Below are 17,873 nucleotides of genomic sequence, written 5' to 3'. Positions count from 1 at the left end.
AAAGCTCGTCAGAGTTTTTTGTATCGAGTGTTATGGGGTATGGTGTAACGGCAGCACTAGTGATTCTGGTTCACTCAGTCTAGGTTCGAATCCTGGTACCCCAGCGCCCCCATCGTCTAGCGGCCTAGGACATCGCCCTCTCACGGCGGTAACACCGGTTCAAATCCGGTTGGGGGTACAGCCTTGAAAAAGGTCTGCAAACTGAATATGTGGTTCCAAACTGCGCGGTTTCCGCGCAGTTTTTGGTTATACCACTCCGTCCAATCCCGGCGCTGCAACGTGGAAACCAATTGAAACCACTAAACCTGTGCAGGCATGTCATCTTTGGATAGACGGAAGAGAATCGGTAAGGCAAAGAAGTCTGCTAACACGTGGGGTTATTTAACCGGGTTTATTCCTCGTCGCGGCGCAGGAATTCGCTCAAGCGGTTGGCGGCGGCGACGACGGCGGTGCCGTGGGCACGACCGGGCTGGCGTCCCAAGCGCTCGATAGGTCCCGAGACAGACACGGCAGCAACCACGCGACCGGTCGCACCGCGTACCGGGGCAGACACGGAGGCGACGCCGGGCTCGCGTTCTCCCACCGATTGTGCCCAGCCGCGCCGACGCACTTCTGAAAGCATAGTGGCGTTGAACGCCGCTCCCCGCAGCCCGCGGTGCAGGCGTTCCGGTTCCTCCCACGCGAGCAAGATTTGGGCAGCTGATCCAGCCTGCATAGTGAGGGTGGCTCCCACCGGAATCGAGTCGCGCAAACCAATGGGGCGTTCGGCGGCAGCCACACAAATTCGTTGGTCGCCTTGACGTCGATACAGTTGGCAAGACTCGTGAGTGTGGTCCCGTAGGGCAGTCAGCACCGGTGTGGCGACGCTCAACAGTCTGTCGTCCCCGGCTGCTCCTGCCAGTTCCGCTAGACGGGGACCCAGGGTAAAGCGACCTTGGATATCGCGGGTCAAGAAGCGATGATGCTCCAAAGCGACCGCCAGTCGATAAATCGTGGGTCTCGCCAGATGCGTAGTGTCTACCAGTTGCGCTAGGGTCGCGGGACCGGCCTCTAACGTTGAAAGAATCAGTACTGCTTTGTCGAGTACCCCTACTCCGGAATTTGCGCTAGACTTGTCCATACCTTGATATTGCCATCTCACATTGTGAAATGCAAGTTGGCTGGTAATGCCGGGTACATATTGGTAACAAGAGGAAAACCAGCGGAACCCCCGCGCCGTCCCCAACGGGCGAACGGTTCGAGCTGCGCGACGAAAAGAGGCAAAATGGGTGAGACGCTTGCACAAAAAGTATGGCGCGACCACGTGGTGAAAAAAGGTGAAAACGGAGCACCAGACTTGCTCTATATTGACCTGCAGCTGTGCCATGAAGTGACCAGTCCGCAGGCATTTGACGGGCTGCGCCAAGCCGGACGTAAGGTGCGTCGCCCCGAACTGACGCTCGCGACCGAGGATCACAACACTCCGACACAAGACATCGACCGTCCCATCGCCGACCCGACTTCCGCACTGCAACTTGAAACCTTGCGGAAAAATGCCACGGAGTTCGGAATCCGCCTGCACTCTCTGGGAGACGCTGACCAGGGCATCGTCCACGTGGTTGGTCCGCAGCTGGGGCTGACCCAGCCGGGAATGACCATCGTCTGCGGCGATTCGCATACGTCTACCCACGGGGCTTTTGGGGCGCTGGCTTTTGGAATCGGCACTTCGGAAGTCGAGCACGTGTTAGCGACCCAAACCTTGCCCCTAGCGCCTTTTAAGACCATGGCAATCAATGTTTCCGGGCATTTGAAACCGGGTGTGACCTCGAAAGACTTGATTTTGGCGATTATTGCGAAGATTGGCACTAACGGTGGGCAAGGTTACGTCCTGGAATACCGCGGTTCCGCTATCGAGGATTTGTCGATGGAAGCGCGGATGACGATTTGCAATATGTCTATCGAAGCCGGGGCGCGTGCCGGCATGATTGCGCCGGACGACACGACTTTTGCCTATCTGAAGGGTCGCCCGCACGCCCCCGCGGGAGCTGACTGGGATGCAGCTGTAGCGTACTGGCGAACCCTGCCGAGCGACGCCGACGCGGTCTACGATGCCGAAATCGAGATTGATGCCGACGCCCTGGAGCCGTTTGTGACTTGGGGGACTAACCCCGGAATGGGGGTGGCGTTGAGCGGGGAAGTGCCCGATCCTGCCACTCTGAGCGATGAAACGGCGCGGCTGACGGCTGAAAAAGCCTTGGCATACATGGATTTGCGGCCGGGTACAAAAATGCGTGACGTGAAAGTGGACACGGTATTCATCGGCTCGTGCACGAACGGGCGTTTGGAGGATTTGCGTGCCGCTGCCGAGGTCGTGAAGGGTCGTCACAAGAGCCCGGACGTGCGTGTGCTGGTGGTTCCGGGCTCCGCGCGGGTGCGGCTGCAGGCGGAACGGGAAGGTCTGGATCAAATTTTCCGCGATTTCGGTGCCGAGTGGCGCAACGCGGGGTGTTCCATGTGCTTGGCGATGAACCCGGACAAACTCGTACCCGGCGAGCGTTCAGCTTCGACATCCAACCGCAACTTCGAGGGACGGCAGGGCAAAGGCGGGCGCACCCACCTGGTGAGTCCGCTGGTGGCCGCCGCTACCGCGATTCGTGGCACGCTCAGTGCCCCCAACGACCTATAGAAACAGCCTGGAAAAGAGGGAAACAAATGGAAAAGTTTACAAAGCATACCGGTGTGGGAGTTCCGCTGCAGGTCACGAACGTGGACACCGACCAAATCATTCCGGCAGTTTATTTGAAGCGTGTGACAAAAACCGGGTTTGATGATGCGCTCTTTGCCGCCTGGCGCACAGACCCGAAGTTTGTGCTGAACCAAGAGGCTTACCGACCGGGAACCGTGCTCGTGGCAGGTAAGGACTTTGGTACCGGTTCCAGTCGTGAGCACGCAGTCTGGGCGCTGCGCGATTACGGTTTCAAAGTCATCCTCTCGCCGAAATTTGCTGATATTTTCCGCGGCAATGCCGGGAAACAAGGTTTGGTGACCGGGGTCATCAGCCAAGATGACTGCGACCGGCTTTGGGAGCTTCTGCAAGCGCGTCCAGGCGCGGAAGTCTGCGTAGATTTAGAGGCACGCACCGCCAGCGTCGGCGATTTCACCTGCAGTTTTGCCATAGATGATTACACGCGCTGGCGTCTAATGGAAGGTCTGGACGATATTTCGCTGACCCTGCGCGATGAGGAGACCATCGCTGCCTATGAAGCGCGCCGTCCGTCATTTAAACCTCAGACCCTGCCGGCGAAACACCTGCCGCCACAGCCGGTTCAGTCTGCTCGCCCCGTTAACTAGGCGCCGGACGCGGCGCCCCTAACACGGGGTGCGAGCGTCACGGGGTAAAATAGGGGGACCCTATTGAGTTGACGGAAGGAAGCCGATGTCGGTTTTGCAGGTGAATGGCGGGCGACCGCTGCAGGGCGAAATAACCGTGCGGGGAGCCAAGAACCTGGTCCCCAAAGCTATGGTGGCCTCGTTACTTTCCCCGGAAACATCCCAGCTGGCGTCGGTGCCGGACATTCGTGACGTCGAAGTGGTCACGAAACTGCTGAACTTGCACGGGGTCGAGGTCGATTTCGACAAAACCGAGGGTGTGCTGACGATGAATCCCGCACAGGTCGTCGCGGCTTCCGTACATGACATTGACCGGCACGCCGGTTCGTCGCGTATTCCCATTTTGCTGTGCGGACCCCTGCTGCATCGGTTGGGCGAGGCGATTATTCCTAATCTAGGCGGCTGCAATATCGGCGGACGTCCCATTGATTTTCATCTGAATACGTTGCGGGCCTTCGGGGCGGAAGTAGAGAAACTCCCTAATGGGATTCACCTTTCCGCCCCCAACGGGTTGGAGGGTACGAAAGTCGAGTTGCCCTACCCGAGTGTGGGAGCTACCGAACAGACCCTGCTGACTGCGGTGCGGGCGCGGGGCATCACTGAACTGCGCGGGGCAGCGGTGGAGCCCGAAATCATGGATTTGGTCGCCATTCTGCAAAAAATGGGCGCGATTATTTCCGTGGACACCGATCGAGTCATCCGCATCGAGGGAGTTGATGAGCTGCGCGGATTTACCCATACCGCCCTGCCGGATCGGATTGAGGCGGCTTCCTGGGCTTCCGCGGCGCTGGTGACTGGGGGAGACATCACGGTCAAGGGTGCCCGCCAGGCTGACATGATGACTTTCCTCAACACGTTTCGCAAGGTTGGCGGGGATTTCGACATTACTGAGGATTCGATTCGGTTCCGTCACGGTACCCAGGGCGATTTGAAATCGATTGTGCTGGAAACTAATGTCCATCCCGGTTTCATGACTGACTGGCAGCAGCCTCTGGTGGTGGCGCTGACGCAGGCTCAGGGTTTGTCGATTGTGCACGAGACAGTGTATGAAAATCGTTTCGGTTTCACCGAGGCGCTGCGTCGGATGGGGGCGCATATTCAGGTCTATCGCGAGTGCTTGGGCGGACTGCAGTGTCGTTTCGGGGCGCGGAACTTTTACCATTCCGCGGTCATCTCGGGACCGACCCCGTTGCATGGCACAGATATCGAGGTTCCGGATTTGCGTGGCGGTTTCTCGCACCTAATTGCAGCTTTGGCGGCGCAGGGCGTATCGAATGTTTCCGGAGTGGACATCATCAATCGTGGCTATGAAAACTTTATGAACAAGCTCAGGGCGTTGGACGCCCAGGTGGAGCTGCACTCATGACGAAATTTTCTGGTCCTGACCGCACCAGGCTGGTCGCGCAGTTTTCCCGTCCTTTTCGCCTGAATCGGGCGGGTCGTCCCGCGATGGGGTGGGTGTATTTTTGGGCTTCGCTGCCGGTGCGCGGAGCGCTGATAGCGCTGATGAAGCGGCACTACGCGGGGGTGGAACACCTGCCTGAGAGCGGTGGTTTCATCGCTGTGTCCAACCACGTTACGGAAATCGACTCGGTCACGTTTGCGCAATTCTTGGTGGCTAATCACTATTCCCCGCGCATGTTGGTGAAAGAAGAAATGATGCACTGGCCGGTGGTGGGTTTTTGTGCCCGACACTCCCGGATGATTCCGGTGTTCCGGGAGACCTCCCATGCGGCGGATTCCTTGATTGCCGCCAAAGCTGCCCTGAAAGTGGGAGAGTGCGTGGGAATGTTCCCGGAAGGTACCCTCACTCGTGACCCCGACTTGTGGCCGATGAAAGGTCATACCGGCGCGGCTCGTTTGGCATTGGAAACTCACGTCCCGGTCGTGCCCGTCGCCCAGTGGGGGTCGCATAAGACCTTGGCGCCTTATGGAAAACTGCACTGGCCGCCTCGCGGTCGGGTGTCGCTGGTGGCAGGTCCGCCCGTCGACTTGAGCGACCTCTACGGGAAACATGACGAGCCCGAGGCTGTTACTGAGGCGACCCGGCGGATTATGGCAGACCTGACGGGACTGTTGCGGAGTCTGCGACCCGGTGAAGAACCTCCCGCGAAAGTCTGGGATATGAAGGTTGACGGCGACCGCTACGGACGTAAGAAAAACCGCGCTAAGAGCGGGAAAAAATCGCGCTAGACCTGACCTTGCTAAACATCCGGAGATGAAAGGGGGGGGGCGAGTGTTGCGAGACTCCGAAGATGACGCCGACGAGGCTAAAATCTGGGACCGGAAAATGAAAAAAACCATGATTGGGGCTTTCGTTTTCTTTGCTGCCGGATTGCTGCTGGCGTGGGAATTTGGTCATCTCAATGGCAACCATCCAGAGCAGCGCTCCGCCGATGTTTCCGCTCGGGAACAGACCTATTGGAAACAGATTACTTTCCTGAACCCCGGTTTCCCACCCGAACTGCGCAAAGAGGTCACCAAAATGGGGTGGCGGGCGTGCGGAAAGCTGGAATCCGGTTGGAATCCGACCCAGGTGTTGGCGTTTATTTCCGAAAGTGACAGCGGCTTTGACTCCGACAAGCTGCCGATGCCCGCAACGCAGGTGCAATTCTGGATCGGGGTCGAGCAATCCGCGGCGATGTCCCTGTGTCCCAAACAGGAATCTAAATTGGACGGCTGGCTGGAAAACTTTGCCCCCAAACCGGCTCCCACGCCTACCGTCACTGAGCCAGCCTAGAGAAATTCAAGAAAATCCACTGAAAGGACTAAAGTTTTACCCATGAGTAAAGGCGAACAAAAGACCAGGGTAGCGGTTATTTTTGGCGGACGCAGCGGGGAACACTCGATTTCTTGCGCCACCGCAGCGGGAGTACTCGACCATATCGACCGCACACGTTTTGAACCGGTACCGATTGGAATCACTAAGGCCGGAGCGTGGGTGTTGATGCCCGATGAGTCCGATTCGCTGCGTCTGCAGGATGGTCAGGGCGCTGAAATTGAGGATAACGGGACTTTTGTGGCACTGGTGCCACAAAACCAGCATCTATTCTTTTGGGATTCCCGCACCCCCAGCTCTCCCATTAAGGACCTGGGGCGCATTGACGTGGTGATGCCACTGTTGCACGGACCTTATGGGGAGGACGGGACCATTCAGGGTCTGTGTGAGATGGTTGGCGTTCCCTATACCGGGTGCGGGGTGGGAGCCTCCTCTAACGGTATGGACAAGGGGTGTGCGAAAGTCCTCTTGGAGCACGGGGGAATTCCGGTGGGGCGCTACCACGTCATCAGCGATTTCGATTGGCGTCACCGTGCGGACGAAGTCCCGACCCCGATTTTGTCTTGGGGTTTGCCGGTCTTTGTGAAGCCGGCACGTGCCGGGTCTTCCCTGGGGGTCACCAGGGTGGACTCGTGGCAGGACTTTGAGGCTGCGGTCGTCGCGGCACGCCGTCATGACCCGAAAGTTATCGTGGAAGCCGCGGTGCAGGGCGCTCGTGAAATTGAGTGTGCCGTGTTGGAAGGTCGTGCCGGAGGAGCCCCCCGAACCACTCCACCGGGGGAGGTCGTGATGGTTTCCACCCCTGGAATGTACGATTTCCAATCCAAGTATTTCGCGAATGAGGCGGTGCAGCTGCAGATTCCCGCCCAGATTCCCGCCGGGGTTGCGGCGCAAATTCAGAGCTACGCCCGCCAGGCTTTCCAGATTCTGGGTGGCGAGGGGCTGAGCCGAGTGGACTTTTTCTACGTGCCTGATACCGGGGAAATTATCCTCAACGAAGTCAACACTATGCCCGGCATGACGCCCTATTCCCTATATCCGGGAATGTGGGAGAACGTCGGGCTGTCCTACACCGACCTAGTCACTGAGCTGATTGAGCTGGCTTTGGCTCATCCGCAAGGGTTGAGGTGAGCCGCGGTCCAGTTATTGTCCCGCCCGGAGGGGACCCGTCAACCAAAACTACAGATAGAATGAATGTAAATCGAAAGGACAACGATGTCAGACAATAAAGTCATTTTGGTAATGAGCTCCGAGACTCCCCACGGGCTGGAAGGTGACCAGTACTTGTGCGATGCCTTGCGTGACCACGGTATCGAACCCGTCTTGCGCAACTGGGACGACCCCAGTGTGGACTGGTCAGAAGGTCGTTTCGCTGTGTTGCGTTCGACACCGAACTATTCGCACTGCCATGAGGAATTCCTGAAGTGGGCGCATTCCGTGCCAAAGTTGCTGAACAGCCCCGAAATCCTGGAATGGAACATAGATAAACATTACCTGCGTGAGCTGGAAAAGCTGGGAATGCCCATCATCCCGACCATTTGGCTGGAACCTGAACAGAACTTAACTAAACACCAGGTACACTCCCGGTTTCCCGCCTTTGGTGACTTCGTGGTGAAGCCGACCATCTCTAGCGGGGGGCGCGGGGTGGGGCGCTACACCTCGACCTCCGCCGATTCCCGACGCGAAGCTATCGAACATGCTATGGATCTGCTGGCGAGCGGTTCGGGTGTGATGATTCAACGCTACTTGGAGCAAGTCGATACGCAAGGCGAAGTCTCCCTGGTGTACTACAACGGGGTCATTTCCCACACCGTGCAAAAGACGGCTATGTTGCACGCCGCCTGCGATGGTCCCGAACCGGAACAGATTGTCACCGCTCGTTATCCCAGCCAGGAAGAATGGGGTTGGGGCGAACGGGTGCGCCGCTATGTCCACGACTACATTAAGCAGACCTCAGCGCACGATACTCAAGTACTTTATGGTCGAGTTGACTTGGTAGCAGACGGCAAAGGCTCCTACTATGTCATGGAAATATCGCTGGTAGAAGGCAACCTGTATCTGGAATCAACGGGCGAAGCCGTGGATAACTTCGTGGACGCCATCGTCCAGCGTTACTACTGGTAAGCGATTCTTTCGGTAGCCGTCGAGGTTCACCGAGCGTCCTCGTCAACCCAGTCAAAAGTCCGGGTCACGGCTTTCTTCCACAAGCGCAGGGTGCGGTCTCGTTCTGTCGGGTCCATAGTGGGGTTCCACCGGTAGTGTTCCTGCCAGTTGTTGGTGACGTCCGCGGTGCCACTCCAAAAGCCGACGGCGATACCGGCGGCGTAAGCTGCTCCGAGAGCCGTTGTTTCGGCGACTGTGGGCAACACCACCGGTACGCCCAAAATATCGGACTGAAACTGCATCAGCAGGTTGTTTGCCGTCATCCCGCCGTCAACACGCAACTCGCCGAGGCGCACTTGAGAATCTGACTCCATCGCGTCCAAGACTTCCCTGGTCTGGAATGCGGTGGCTTCCAGGGCGGCACGTGCCAAGTGTGCTTTCGTGTTATAGCGAGTCATGCCAACAATCGTCCCGCGAGCATCGCCCTTCCAGTAAGGCGCGAACAGCCCGGAAAATGCCGGCACGAAATAGACTCCACCGTTGTCTTTCACGGAGGAAGCCAAATCTTCCACGTCATCGGAAGCCGCGATAATGTTCAGATTGTCGCGCAGCCATTGAATCAGCGAGCCGGTCACGGCGATGGACCCCTCCAACGCATAGACGGTCGGCTCGTTGCCAATCTTGTAGCAAACCGTGGTGATCATGCCATTTTCCGAGGGCATCGGGGTGGTGCCGGTATTCATCAGCATGAAACAACCGGTGCCGTAGGTATTCTTTGCCATTCCTGGTTCGAAACATGCCTGACCAAAGGTCGCGGCCTGCTGATCCCCCAAATCTCCGGCGACCGGCACTCCTGCCAGTAAACCATCCTGACGGCACTGACCGTAAACTTCTGACGAGGAACGAATCTGGGGCAGCATACTCAAGGGAATCCCGGCCTCCTGGCAGATGTCCTCGCGCCACTGCAAAGTGTGAATATCCATCAGCATGGTGCGCGAAGCATTTGTCACGTCGGTGACGTGCAGACCGCCGTTAATCCCCCCTGTCATATTCCAAATTACCCAGGTGTCCGGGTTTCCGAACAGTAACTCGCCTCGTTCGGCACGCTCCCGCGCTTCGGGCACGTTTTCCAAAATCCACATAATTTTCGTGATAGACGCATAGGTGGACAGAGACTCGCCAACAATCGGACGCCACCGATCCGGCCCGCCGTTTGCTGCCAACCGATCCACCAGGTCTTGGGAACGAGTATCCTGCCACACAATCGCGTTATAGACGGGCTGACCGGTGTTTTTGTCCCACACAATCGTGGTTTCGCGCTGGTTGGTGATGCCCAGGGCGGCGATGTCGTGGTGGTTGAGCTCCATTCCAGTTTGTTTCGTGGCATTAGCCAGGGCACGCCCCACGACTTCCCGCACGTTGAACCAGATTTCGGAAGCATCGTGTTCGACCCAACCGGGAGAGGGAAAAATCTGTTCATGCTCCATCTGACCGACCGAAACTATGCGACCGTAGTGGTCAAAAATAATGGCCCGAGACGAAGTCGTGCCCTGGTCAATCGCCATCACATATTTTTTCTGAGACATCGTTGTCTTCCTTTCATATTGTTTTTTCGTCAGACTGAGGCGTTTTGGGGGAGCATTCAGGGAGAACCGCTTGCGCCTTGACCTGGCAAGCCCAGCGCGCGAGCGAGAATCTCGATGGGGTGAACCACTTCGGCCCCGGTGCCTTTCCGGATTTGCCACCGGCATGTCTCGGTGTCACAAGCCGCGAGGTGGGGATTTACGGCTTTAATTTTTGCAAATAACGGCTTACCGATGGCTTGCGCCACGGCGAATTTTTCTTTTTTCAGACCGTAGGTTCCGGCGATACCGCAGCAGGGCTGTCCAGATTCCACCACGTGTACGCCGGGAATGGTTTCCAGCATCCGTATCGCGGGTTTGCCAATGCCTTGGGATTTTACTTGGCAGGGCTGGTGATAGGTCAGAGTCAGATTCAGCGGTCGCAAGTCAGCTTCTGGGAATTCGCCCTCGTCCATCAGGTGCGCGATGAATTCGGAAGTTTCAAACAGGCGCGCGCCCACGTCTTGTAACACGGCATCGTTTAGTCCCATGATTTCGCGGGCTTCGTGGCGCAGCATTCCCGCGCAAGATCCGGAGGAAGAAACAATTTGTAGGTCTTTCCCGGCGCGCTGCAGTTGGCGTGCCAGCTGCAAGACACTGCGTGAAGCCTCATTGAACAGTCCATTGGACTGCGATGCCAGCCCGCAGCAACCCTGTTTCGGGACGATGACGCGGTACCCCAGGTATTCCAGCACCTCGACTGTCGCAATGGAGGTGGACACTTCAAAGTACGCTCCGGCGCAACCATGGAAGAACACGATGGGACCGCGATGCCACCTGGCTTCAGAAGGCAGGTACCTGGTTGACTGGGCACGATGCGGGACATAGGGACCTCCATAGACCGCCTTTTCGTGTTTCCTCCACCAGGTCAAGAAGCTGGTGGATTGAGCGACCGGGGTGGGAGCGTCGGCGTGAACACCGATGAGGGCTTGCACAAGTTTGCGAATCGGGCGGTTCCCTAGCGCTGCGTTCGCGAGGGGAGCCAGCGGAGTTAGCAGTTTGCCTTCCAGTTCTGTTTGGGTAATCAGTCGGTCGCGTACAGGCATGTGGTCAGCTTTCATGACGGCACGAGCCTGGGCGTTGAGTTCGGCAATTTTCACCCCCTGTGGGCAGACGGTGGTGCAGATGGAACAGCCGGAACAATAATCGAGGGACTTATCCACTGACTGCCCCTTGCGGAACCGTTCCGCTTGCGGACCCACGAACTTGGGTCCGGAAAAGTTCGGAGTAACCCGCAGGACTGGGCATTGCGTCTCGCAGATGGTGCATTTCAGGCACTGATCCAGAGAAGTGCGCGCTAAGTTCGCTTTGGCATAGTCGAGTGCAGTGTGGTGCGTCATGAATGGCTCCTCTCAGGGGACGCCAAAGCTTGCACAGCTGCCCAGGCACTGCCTAAGGCGAGACCTTCCCCGGACAGCTCGCGCCACGGAGCGCAGGCTCCTAGCATTTCTCCCAAGCAAAACACGTTTTCGTAAAGTCGGTGCCCGGATTCGTCAACGGGACACATCGTGGCGTCGACCGCTACTCCTGACATCAGAATTCTCTCTAGCTCCTGGCGATTTATTCGGTCAATTTGGTGAATGGAATTGATGTAGCCGGTAGCCTCTGGAACGGGGGTGAATACAGGAAGATTAAAGACCTTTTCTTGGATATTTAAGTGTGAGTCTCGCTCAAAGTTGCCCGACGTCAGCCCACCCGCTGCGTCCAAAACCGCGTCAATTTTGACTTCGTCCACGCCCCCGGCGCGTGCGACCCGCAGCGCGGACACAGTACCGTTCTGACTGGCTGCTGACAAAACCTCGCAGTTGGTGCGGATGTCCACCCGAGCCTCGCGACAGCTGTTTACCAGGATGTCGTAGGCGCGCCGACCCAAGATAGACGGTGGAACGGTGGGAACTTCGGCGACCGGCGCGTGAACCAGGGCTTGAAATTCGCGAAAAGTTTGCGGGTTCAATCCCAGCAGAGCAGGAATGAGGATTGTTTCTCCGCTTTTGACCGTGTTATTCAGCAGGGTCGCAAATTTTTGACGCAGTTTACCGGCTCGCTGCGGATCTAGGTCAGCGATGTCCAAGTTTCGGGCATAGTCTGTGGCAGTGACATCGGCTTCATCTCCGCGACCGCTGAAGTCCAGGGTCACGGCGCGGGCGGAAAGTGAGAACCGCTCAGCACGATTGAGGTTGTCTGCGATGAGAGTTGCGGGAAAGTCTTTGAACTGTTTCAAGCCTACTACCAGCAGTTTCATCTGGTCGTGCAGCGCCCCCGCGGCGCAGGTTTGGGGAACCAAGTAAGTAGGTCGGACGGAACCGAGGGCAGAAGCTAAGAACGTGTTTGCATTCGCGGTGTTGGCAGCAGCCCAAAAATCGGGCAGGGCTTGACGATACCACTCCATCCCGGCGCGCAAGTGCGGTGTTCCGATTTGGTGATAGGGATGGTTGTCTGGCAGATTCGTAACGGCTTGGTAGGGGTTGTCAACGATTGGGTTGGGGCCATTAGGGAGGTAACCCAATAAGTCACCGGTACCAGCAGAAAGCGTCATTCCGCCGATACCTTTAGTGTATACCGTAACTTGGTATCCTTTTTCTCGAGCCATGAGCGCGGCGCTTAAACCTGCCAGACCGGCACCGATTACTGCGATTTTCATCGGGCACCTCCTGTCGGTTCGGCATGATCTGTGCCGTGATTCAAAGCCAGGTCGCCAGTGGCTCGACTAGACTCCGGGGTGGGACCGGGCAGATGTTCCAAGTCTAAGGTTCCCATAATCCATCTCTGCAGAGCCATTTCGCGCGCCAATGCTCCGTAGAGAATCGGAGTAATTCCTCCCAAGCGGTTGGACAGGAACAGGTTCAGCATGGTGGTGCTGACGTCGGCACGCAGTGCCGCGGGGCAGGTGGTAGCGGCAGAGATAACGGTATTGGAAGTGGGAGAATCTGGGGGAGTTGCCACCGCAGAAGTGGGCGGTGTTGGGAGATTCTGCAAGCGAAAATCGTGGATAATGCCCGCGGTGCGTGCCCCGCAAAAACTGCCTTGGCAAGGTCCCATACCGATGCGCAGATGGCGGCGTAAATCGTCGATGTTAGCCAAAGGATTTTCAGCCAGGGTCTCCAGAATCATCCGTTGGTTGACCAGTTCGCATTCACAAATAATGGGGTCGTCGTGGCGGTCTGTCTCTCGGGCTTGCAGCCGGTCAGACAGGTGACTGAAACGGCGCGCTTGAGCGGAGGGGACTGGCTCTTGGGCAGTGGTGCAGACCCGATTATCGCCCAGTTGGTGACACATAATGTTGACGACTTTTTCTGCCATTAGGCGGTAAGTTGTGAGTTTGCCACCCGCGATGGTCAGGAAACCGCGGATGTCATCGCGTTCCTGGTGGTCGAGGATAGCCATACCCCTCGTCATGTGCCGAGTGTCATTAGCGCTGACGCGACTATCACGCAGCAGCGGGCGAGCGCCTGACCAGACGTGCAGGGTGCGAGCTTGACGCAAACCAGGAACCAACTGCTCACCCTTGTCGAGCATTTGTTGGACTTCTTCCGGCTTGATGTCTAGGAAATCTGGTTTATCCGCCGGCTGGTCGGTGGTGCCAATGATGCAGATTGGGTGAGCTGGCACCAAGATGTCGCCGTCACCGGAGAGGGCACAACGGTTGATGACATGATGTACCAAGCGTTGATTAAAACCAATCATTATACCCCGACCGGGTATAATATCTATATTATCGGCACCTGCCAGTTTAGCGATCTGACCAGCCCAGGGGCCGGCGGCGTTAATTATGAAGCGACAATCAACGTGAACCTCCGCGCCGGTCTTTTCGTTTCGTGCTGACACCGCGCAGACTGCGCCGTCTCTAACGACGATTGTCTGGACTCGATGGTACGGCAGAATTTTTGCCCCGTATTCCCGTGCGGATTCCAGGGCTCCCCAGATGAGTTTCCATCCGTCAACTGCGCCATCATTGACCCGGAAAGCGCGTTTAATCTGTGGATTGAGTCGCGGTTCCATCTTAAAAGCGGTGCTGAGTGGGATTTCTTCGCAGGTTACCCCTGCTTTGAGGGCGGCTGGTAGGAAACGGTCTGCATAGTCTTCGGGGTCGTCGGGGGTCAGCACGAACAGACCACCGACGTCTTCCAGCGCATCAGCATTGATACGGCGCAAAATAGCATTTTCATCGGCGCATTGAGTCGCAGATTCGGGGTCCGAGATGACGTAGCGTCCACCCGAGTGCAGTAGTCCGTGATAGCGGGCAGACGTTCCTTGCCCTATATCGGCTCGTTCCAACAGAATGACATCGTAGCCGCGCATTGCGGCATCGCGAGCCACCCCAGCGCCGGTAGCGCCACCCCCGATAACAACGAGGTCAGCGTGCAGGCGGGTGACGGAACTCATGGTAAAAGCCTAGCTGATGCAGACGGCACTGGGGGCATTTCGCGCTGGTGGCGCCGCCTGACCGGGGTTTCTTGGTGGAGTTGGTTGCACGAGTGACCGATTTTAGAGTGTTCAGGCAGAATTTATCCTGATTGCAAATTGTGTATGTGCAGATAGGGGCATTTTGCCAGTGACAATAGGAGAATTCTGGGAAATGAAATCGGTCGTTCGTGCACATACAGAGAATCGTGGCGGCATATATGCGCCGGGTGTGCCGACCGATGGACAGAATTCCGCGCTGGAGATACAATGGGATACTTGCCTTTGGCAGAGATAACTGAATAGCGGGGGTGATCGGTTTCGACGGTCGGTAGTGTCTTGAGAGAAGCGGGTCGAGGAGGTGTCCTCATCTCGTAAACGACGGATACGAAACAATAAGTGCTGAACGTAACAGTACTGAATCCTTCGCCTTGGCTGCTTAACCCAAGGGAACTGATTCCGTCAGCCCGCAGTTGCTCTAGCTGCGGATCCTGGCGTCGTTTTTAGAGCCACTGGAATCGCCTGGGTTACTTAGGTTGATTCGAGATTTTTAGGTAACTTTAGCCCGATGTAGCCCGGTCTGTGGGCGGCATGGGGTCGAGAATCTAATACAGACTGCACCCGGAGAAGAAGCAAGTATTCCCGATCGGACGGGGGTTCAATTCCCCCCACCTCCACGAGCGGCTAAACCCGCAGGTCAAAGACCTGCGGGTTTAGCCGTTTAAGGTGAGAGCGGCGGGGAATTGAACCCCCGTAGCGCGATGGCAGCGGCGGTAAGCCGCGTGAGCCATCGCGCAACAGTTGCGGAGGCGATTAAGCGAAGGCAACGATTTGCCTTCACCGCCGGAGCGCCTCTAAGCGTGCTTGCGCGCTCGTTCCCCCACCTCCACCATTAGGACGCTCATTTTGATACAAAGTATCGAGGTGGGCGTCTTTTGTTGTGCTAGCGGTGTTTGTGCTTGTTAGGGTGCTGTTCGGCGCGTCACTGTAGCGTGTTTCGGGGTGTTTGACGGGGTTGTGGCGGTAGTTTCGCATCCTCGCGTCGGTTTATGCGGCTTTGGATAGTGAGTTTCAGTTCAAAGCACAGATCGCCATTTGTGGTGCTCGTAAATGTTGAGGTCGTGTCGGTGGCTATTACGCCTTGACAAGTTAGGTAAAGCGTGCCTTATAATACTGAACGATGATTCAAGATTGTCAGGAGGTGTATGTGCCACAGGTGTTGAAGGAAGAGGTGCGTGACGGCTTGGTTGCTGCTGCCTCTGAAGTCTTTTTCGCCAAAGGTTTCGCTAGGGCGCGCCTTGCTGACATTGCAAGTAGGGCTGGAGTTTCAACAGGGCTGGCTTATTCTTATTTTAAGAATAAAGAGGCGCTGTTCCAAACTGTTATCTCACCGCTGCCGCTTGATTTTGAGGCAATAGCACATGAGGAAGAAGCCATTGAAAAAGGTTCACCCTTCGATAAATATCAAGAGGTAGCCGCAGGGTATATCGAGACTATTCTTCGTCACCATCGAGAGTTTGTAATTTTGATTGACAAAAGTCAGGGCACGGCTTACGAGGGTGCTAAAGAATCTTTAATTGCTTCTGTGCAGTCACATATTGAGCGTGAGTTCATAAAGAATAAAAAAGGGCCTTATCCGGCGCTGCTACCCCACATATTAGCTAGCAATTTTGTTGCAGGGCTGCTAGAGATTGCTCGGCATTACGAGAGTCCTGAGCAGGCGAGAGAACTTTTAGGGCTGGTTATTGGCTGCTATTACAAAGGGGTGAACTCCCTTTGAAGTGTTTAACTCTTGTCTATGGTGGGAGGATTTATTTTTTTGCCTCAAAACTGAATATTAATTCATTATTGAGGGGTGGGGTATGTCTGCTAGCAAGAAATTAGTTGACAGGGTTCGCTCTGAGAGTCTTTTGTCTAACTTGCTGACCTGTGTCAGTACGGTTCTTGGTCTTGTCCCGGCAGTTGCGGTTGTGTATTTGATTGGTAGGCTTTGGCGCGCGCAGTTAAGCACGCCTGACCTGTGGATGGCTGCTGGAGTGTTGCTACTTGTGTTGCTGGTAAAAGCGCTGGTGACGTTTGTGGCCACGTGGCAGGCACACCGGGTTGCATATGGGTGTTTGACTGATTTGCGACAAGAGATTCTTTCGCATCTTCGTCGGTTGCCGCTGGGGTTTTTCCAGACTAGAAAAGTCGGCGATCTTGCCACTGTGATGAAAAATGATGTTGAACAGGTCGAGGTTTATCTAGCTCACGGTCTGCCTGAGACAGCGTCGGCCATGGCTGTTCCGGTGGCGGTGACTATTGCGATGTTGGTGCTGGACCTGCGGTTAGCACTAGCGATGGTGTGTGGTCTGCCAATCATGATGTTCATCAAGAAGGTTTCGGCTGCGAAGTGGGCTAAAGGGTTTGAAATAGTCGCTAAATATAACACCACCTTGCAAGAACGTTTAACCGAATACGTTTCTACCATCCCGGTCATTAAGGCGTTTTCTAAGAGTGAGGATAAGACAACAAAGGTTATTGAGGCTTCAGATGATTACGTGACTTGGGTGACCAGGTCTATGAACACGATTTCCGTTCCGATGGGGCTTATTGGTTTGTGTATGGAATCGGGGCTGGCGGCTGTGGTGGCTGTAGGTGCCTGGCTGTTACAAAACGGTCACATTGGTGTGGAGAGCCTGATTGTTGCGATAGTGCTTGCTGGTGCCTTCACTTCCTCTGTGGCTAAAACGACCACGCTTCAGCATTATAGGGTGATGTACAACCAGGCGATGTCAGCGATTAGCTCCATAGTGGAGGCACCTGTCGGTCAACGCCCCACAGTAACCAAGATTGCTAGCTACGGTGATCTGGTTGTTGATGGAGTGAGTTTTACTTACCCGAACAAAGACGTTGAATCCTTGAGTGACGTGAACCTGGTTTTTCCTAGTAAAACCACCACGGCTTTGGTGGGGGCGTCCGGGTCTGGGAAAACCACGTTAGCTCATCTTTTAATGGGCTTTTGGGATCCAACCCAGGGGAGAATCACGCTCGGTGGAGTCGATTGTACTCAAACCAGTCAGCAGGATTGGTCGGCTCTTTTCGCTATCGTGCAGCAGGACGCGTTCATGTTTAACCTCTCTTTGGAGGACAACATTCGTATCGGCAATCAGGCAGCAACTTTTGACCAGATTGTTGCGGCAGCTAAAAAGGCCCGGATTCATGAGTTCATTGAAAGCTTGCCTAAGGGATATGCCACCTTGGCAGGTGAGGCAGGAAACAGATTTTCTGGTGGGCAAAAACAGCGGTTGTTTATTGCTAGGGCGATACTGAAAGACTGCCCAATCATCATCTTAGATGAAGCAACCAGCGCCCTTGACTGCGATAACGAGGCATTGATTCGTGAGGCTATCGACGAATTAGGTAAACAGAAAACGATTATAACCATCGCTCACCATCTGGACACGGTAGCAACAGCAGATCAGATAGTTGTCATGGATGCTGGGCGGGTACTTGCTACGGGTACTCATATAGATTTGTTGGCGCACTGTGGGCAATACCGAAAACTGGTTTCCGCTCAGCATCTTGTTGATACCTGGGACATTAAGCAGGTGCGATGA

At 55.9% G+C, this 17,873-nt stretch carries 14 protein-coding genes, 2 tRNA genes and 1 other RNA gene; 12 read left to right on the top strand and 5 right to left on the bottom strand.

From position 1 onward, the window contains the following. The first annotated feature begins 33 nt into the window (after positions 1-33). Together HMPREF0576_RS05410 and HMPREF0576_RS05405 are read left to right on the top strand one after the other, a co-directional pair. A tRNA-Gln gene (locus HMPREF0576_RS05410) sits at positions 34-104 on the top strand. Position 105: 1 nt separating this feature from the next. Further along, positions 106-178: transfer RNA gene (locus tag HMPREF0576_RS05405), tRNA-Glu, on the top strand. Between the two features lie 213 nt (positions 179-391). On the opposite strand, the gene HMPREF0576_RS05400 is transcribed toward HMPREF0576_RS05405, so the two are convergent. Then, the gene (locus HMPREF0576_RS05400) at positions 392-1,120 is read right to left on the bottom strand and encodes an IclR family transcriptional regulator (RefSeq protein ID WP_004007249.1); all 729 of its coding nucleotides are present in this window, start codon (positions 1,118-1,120) and stop codon (positions 392-394) included. A 144-nt stretch (positions 1,121-1,264) separates the two neighbouring features. On the opposite strand from HMPREF0576_RS05400, the gene leuC reads away from it, so the two are divergent. From leuC to HMPREF0576_RS05365, 7 genes are all read left to right on the top strand, one after another. Beyond that, on the top strand, positions 1,265-2,665 hold the full coding sequence (gene leuC / locus HMPREF0576_RS05395) for a 3-isopropylmalate dehydratase large subunit (RefSeq protein ID WP_004007248.1): 1,401 nt from the start codon (positions 1,265-1,267) through the stop codon (positions 2,663-2,665). Positions 2,666-2,691: 26 nt separating this feature from the next. Next, positions 2,692-3,330 carry a 3-isopropylmalate dehydratase small subunit gene (leuD, locus tag HMPREF0576_RS05390; protein WP_004009136.1) on the top strand — a complete coding sequence of 213 codons (639 nt, stop codon included), beginning with the start codon at positions 2,692-2,694 and terminating at the stop codon, positions 3,328-3,330. 85 nt (positions 3,331-3,415) lie between these two features. Then, positions 3,416-4,735 (top strand): UDP-N-acetylglucosamine 1-carboxyvinyltransferase, encoded by a 1,320-nt coding sequence (gene murA, locus HMPREF0576_RS05385; RefSeq protein WP_004009137.1) that lies wholly within the window; start codon positions 3,416-3,418, stop codon positions 4,733-4,735. Next, positions 4,732-5,562: a lysophospholipid acyltransferase family protein gene (locus HMPREF0576_RS05380; RefSeq protein ID WP_004011028.1), complete on the top strand. Its 831-nt coding sequence runs from the start codon at positions 4,732-4,734 to the stop codon at positions 5,560-5,562. The genes murA and HMPREF0576_RS05380 overlap by 4 nt, the downstream gene beginning before the upstream one ends. Positions 5,563-5,587: 25 nt before the next feature. Beyond that, the gene (locus HMPREF0576_RS05375; RefSeq protein ID WP_004011027.1) at positions 5,588-6,109 is read left to right on the top strand and encodes a DUF732 domain-containing protein; all 522 of its coding nucleotides are present in this window, start codon (positions 5,588-5,590) and stop codon (positions 6,107-6,109) included. Between the two features lie 42 nt (positions 6,110-6,151). Further along, positions 6,152-7,279, top strand: a complete 1,128-nt coding sequence (locus tag HMPREF0576_RS05370; RefSeq protein WP_004007243.1) for a D-alanine--D-alanine ligase family protein — start codon at positions 6,152-6,154, stop codon at positions 7,277-7,279. Between the two features lie 84 nt (positions 7,280-7,363). Beyond that, positions 7,364-8,272: an ATP-grasp domain-containing protein gene (locus HMPREF0576_RS05365; RefSeq protein ID WP_004011026.1), complete on the top strand. Its 909-nt coding sequence runs from the start codon at positions 7,364-7,366 to the stop codon at positions 8,270-8,272. A 26-nt stretch (positions 8,273-8,298) separates the two neighbouring features. On the opposite strand, the gene glpK is transcribed toward HMPREF0576_RS05365, so the two are convergent. The 4 genes from glpK to glpA are packed head-to-tail and all read right to left on the bottom strand — an operon-like array spanning position 8,299 to position 14,256. Then, on the bottom strand, positions 8,299-9,837 hold the full coding sequence (gene glpK, locus HMPREF0576_RS05360; protein WP_004011025.1) for a glycerol kinase GlpK: 1,539 nt from the start codon (positions 9,835-9,837) through the stop codon (positions 8,299-8,301). Positions 9,838-9,893: 56 nt separating this feature from the next. Continuing rightward, the gene (locus HMPREF0576_RS05355; RefSeq protein ID WP_004011024.1) at positions 9,894-11,213 is read right to left on the bottom strand and encodes an anaerobic glycerol-3-phosphate dehydrogenase subunit C; all 1,320 of its coding nucleotides are present in this window, start codon (positions 11,211-11,213) and stop codon (positions 9,894-9,896) included. Then, the gene (gene glpB / locus HMPREF0576_RS05350) at positions 11,210-12,514 is read right to left on the bottom strand and encodes a glycerol-3-phosphate dehydrogenase subunit GlpB (protein WP_004011023.1); all 1,305 of its coding nucleotides are present in this window, start codon (positions 12,512-12,514) and stop codon (positions 11,210-11,212) included. The genes HMPREF0576_RS05355 and glpB overlap by 4 nt, the downstream gene beginning before the upstream one ends. Beyond that, on the bottom strand, positions 12,511-14,256 hold the full coding sequence (gene glpA / locus HMPREF0576_RS05345) for an anaerobic glycerol-3-phosphate dehydrogenase subunit GlpA (RefSeq protein WP_004011022.1): 1,746 nt from the start codon (positions 14,254-14,256) through the stop codon (positions 12,511-12,513). Before glpA ends, glpB begins: the two co-directional genes overlap by 4 nt. Positions 14,257-14,581: 325 nt before the next feature. Here glpA and ssrA point away from each other — a divergent pair. From ssrA to HMPREF0576_RS05335, 3 genes are all read left to right on the top strand, one after another. Then, positions 14,582-14,954, top strand: a transfer-messenger RNA (tmRNA) gene (gene ssrA / locus HMPREF0576_RS09180). 500 nt (positions 14,955-15,454) lie between these two features. After that, positions 15,455-16,054 carry a TetR/AcrR family transcriptional regulator gene (locus HMPREF0576_RS05340; protein WP_004011021.1) on the top strand — a complete coding sequence of 200 codons (600 nt, stop codon included), beginning with the start codon at positions 15,455-15,457 and terminating at the stop codon, positions 16,052-16,054. 82 nt (positions 16,055-16,136) lie between these two features. Next, a complete protein-coding gene (locus HMPREF0576_RS05335) occupies positions 16,137-17,873 on the top strand; it encodes an ABC transporter ATP-binding protein (RefSeq protein WP_004011020.1) in 1,737 nt (578 codons plus the stop codon).

The sequence above is a fragment of the Mobiluncus holmesii ATCC 35242 genome (assembly GCF_000185445.1).
Lineage (GTDB): Bacteria > Actinomycetota > Actinomycetes > Actinomycetales > Actinomycetaceae > Mobiluncus > Mobiluncus curtisii.
Note: the sequence above shows the minus strand (reverse complement) of the source record. Positions and strands in the feature narration are given on the sequence as shown.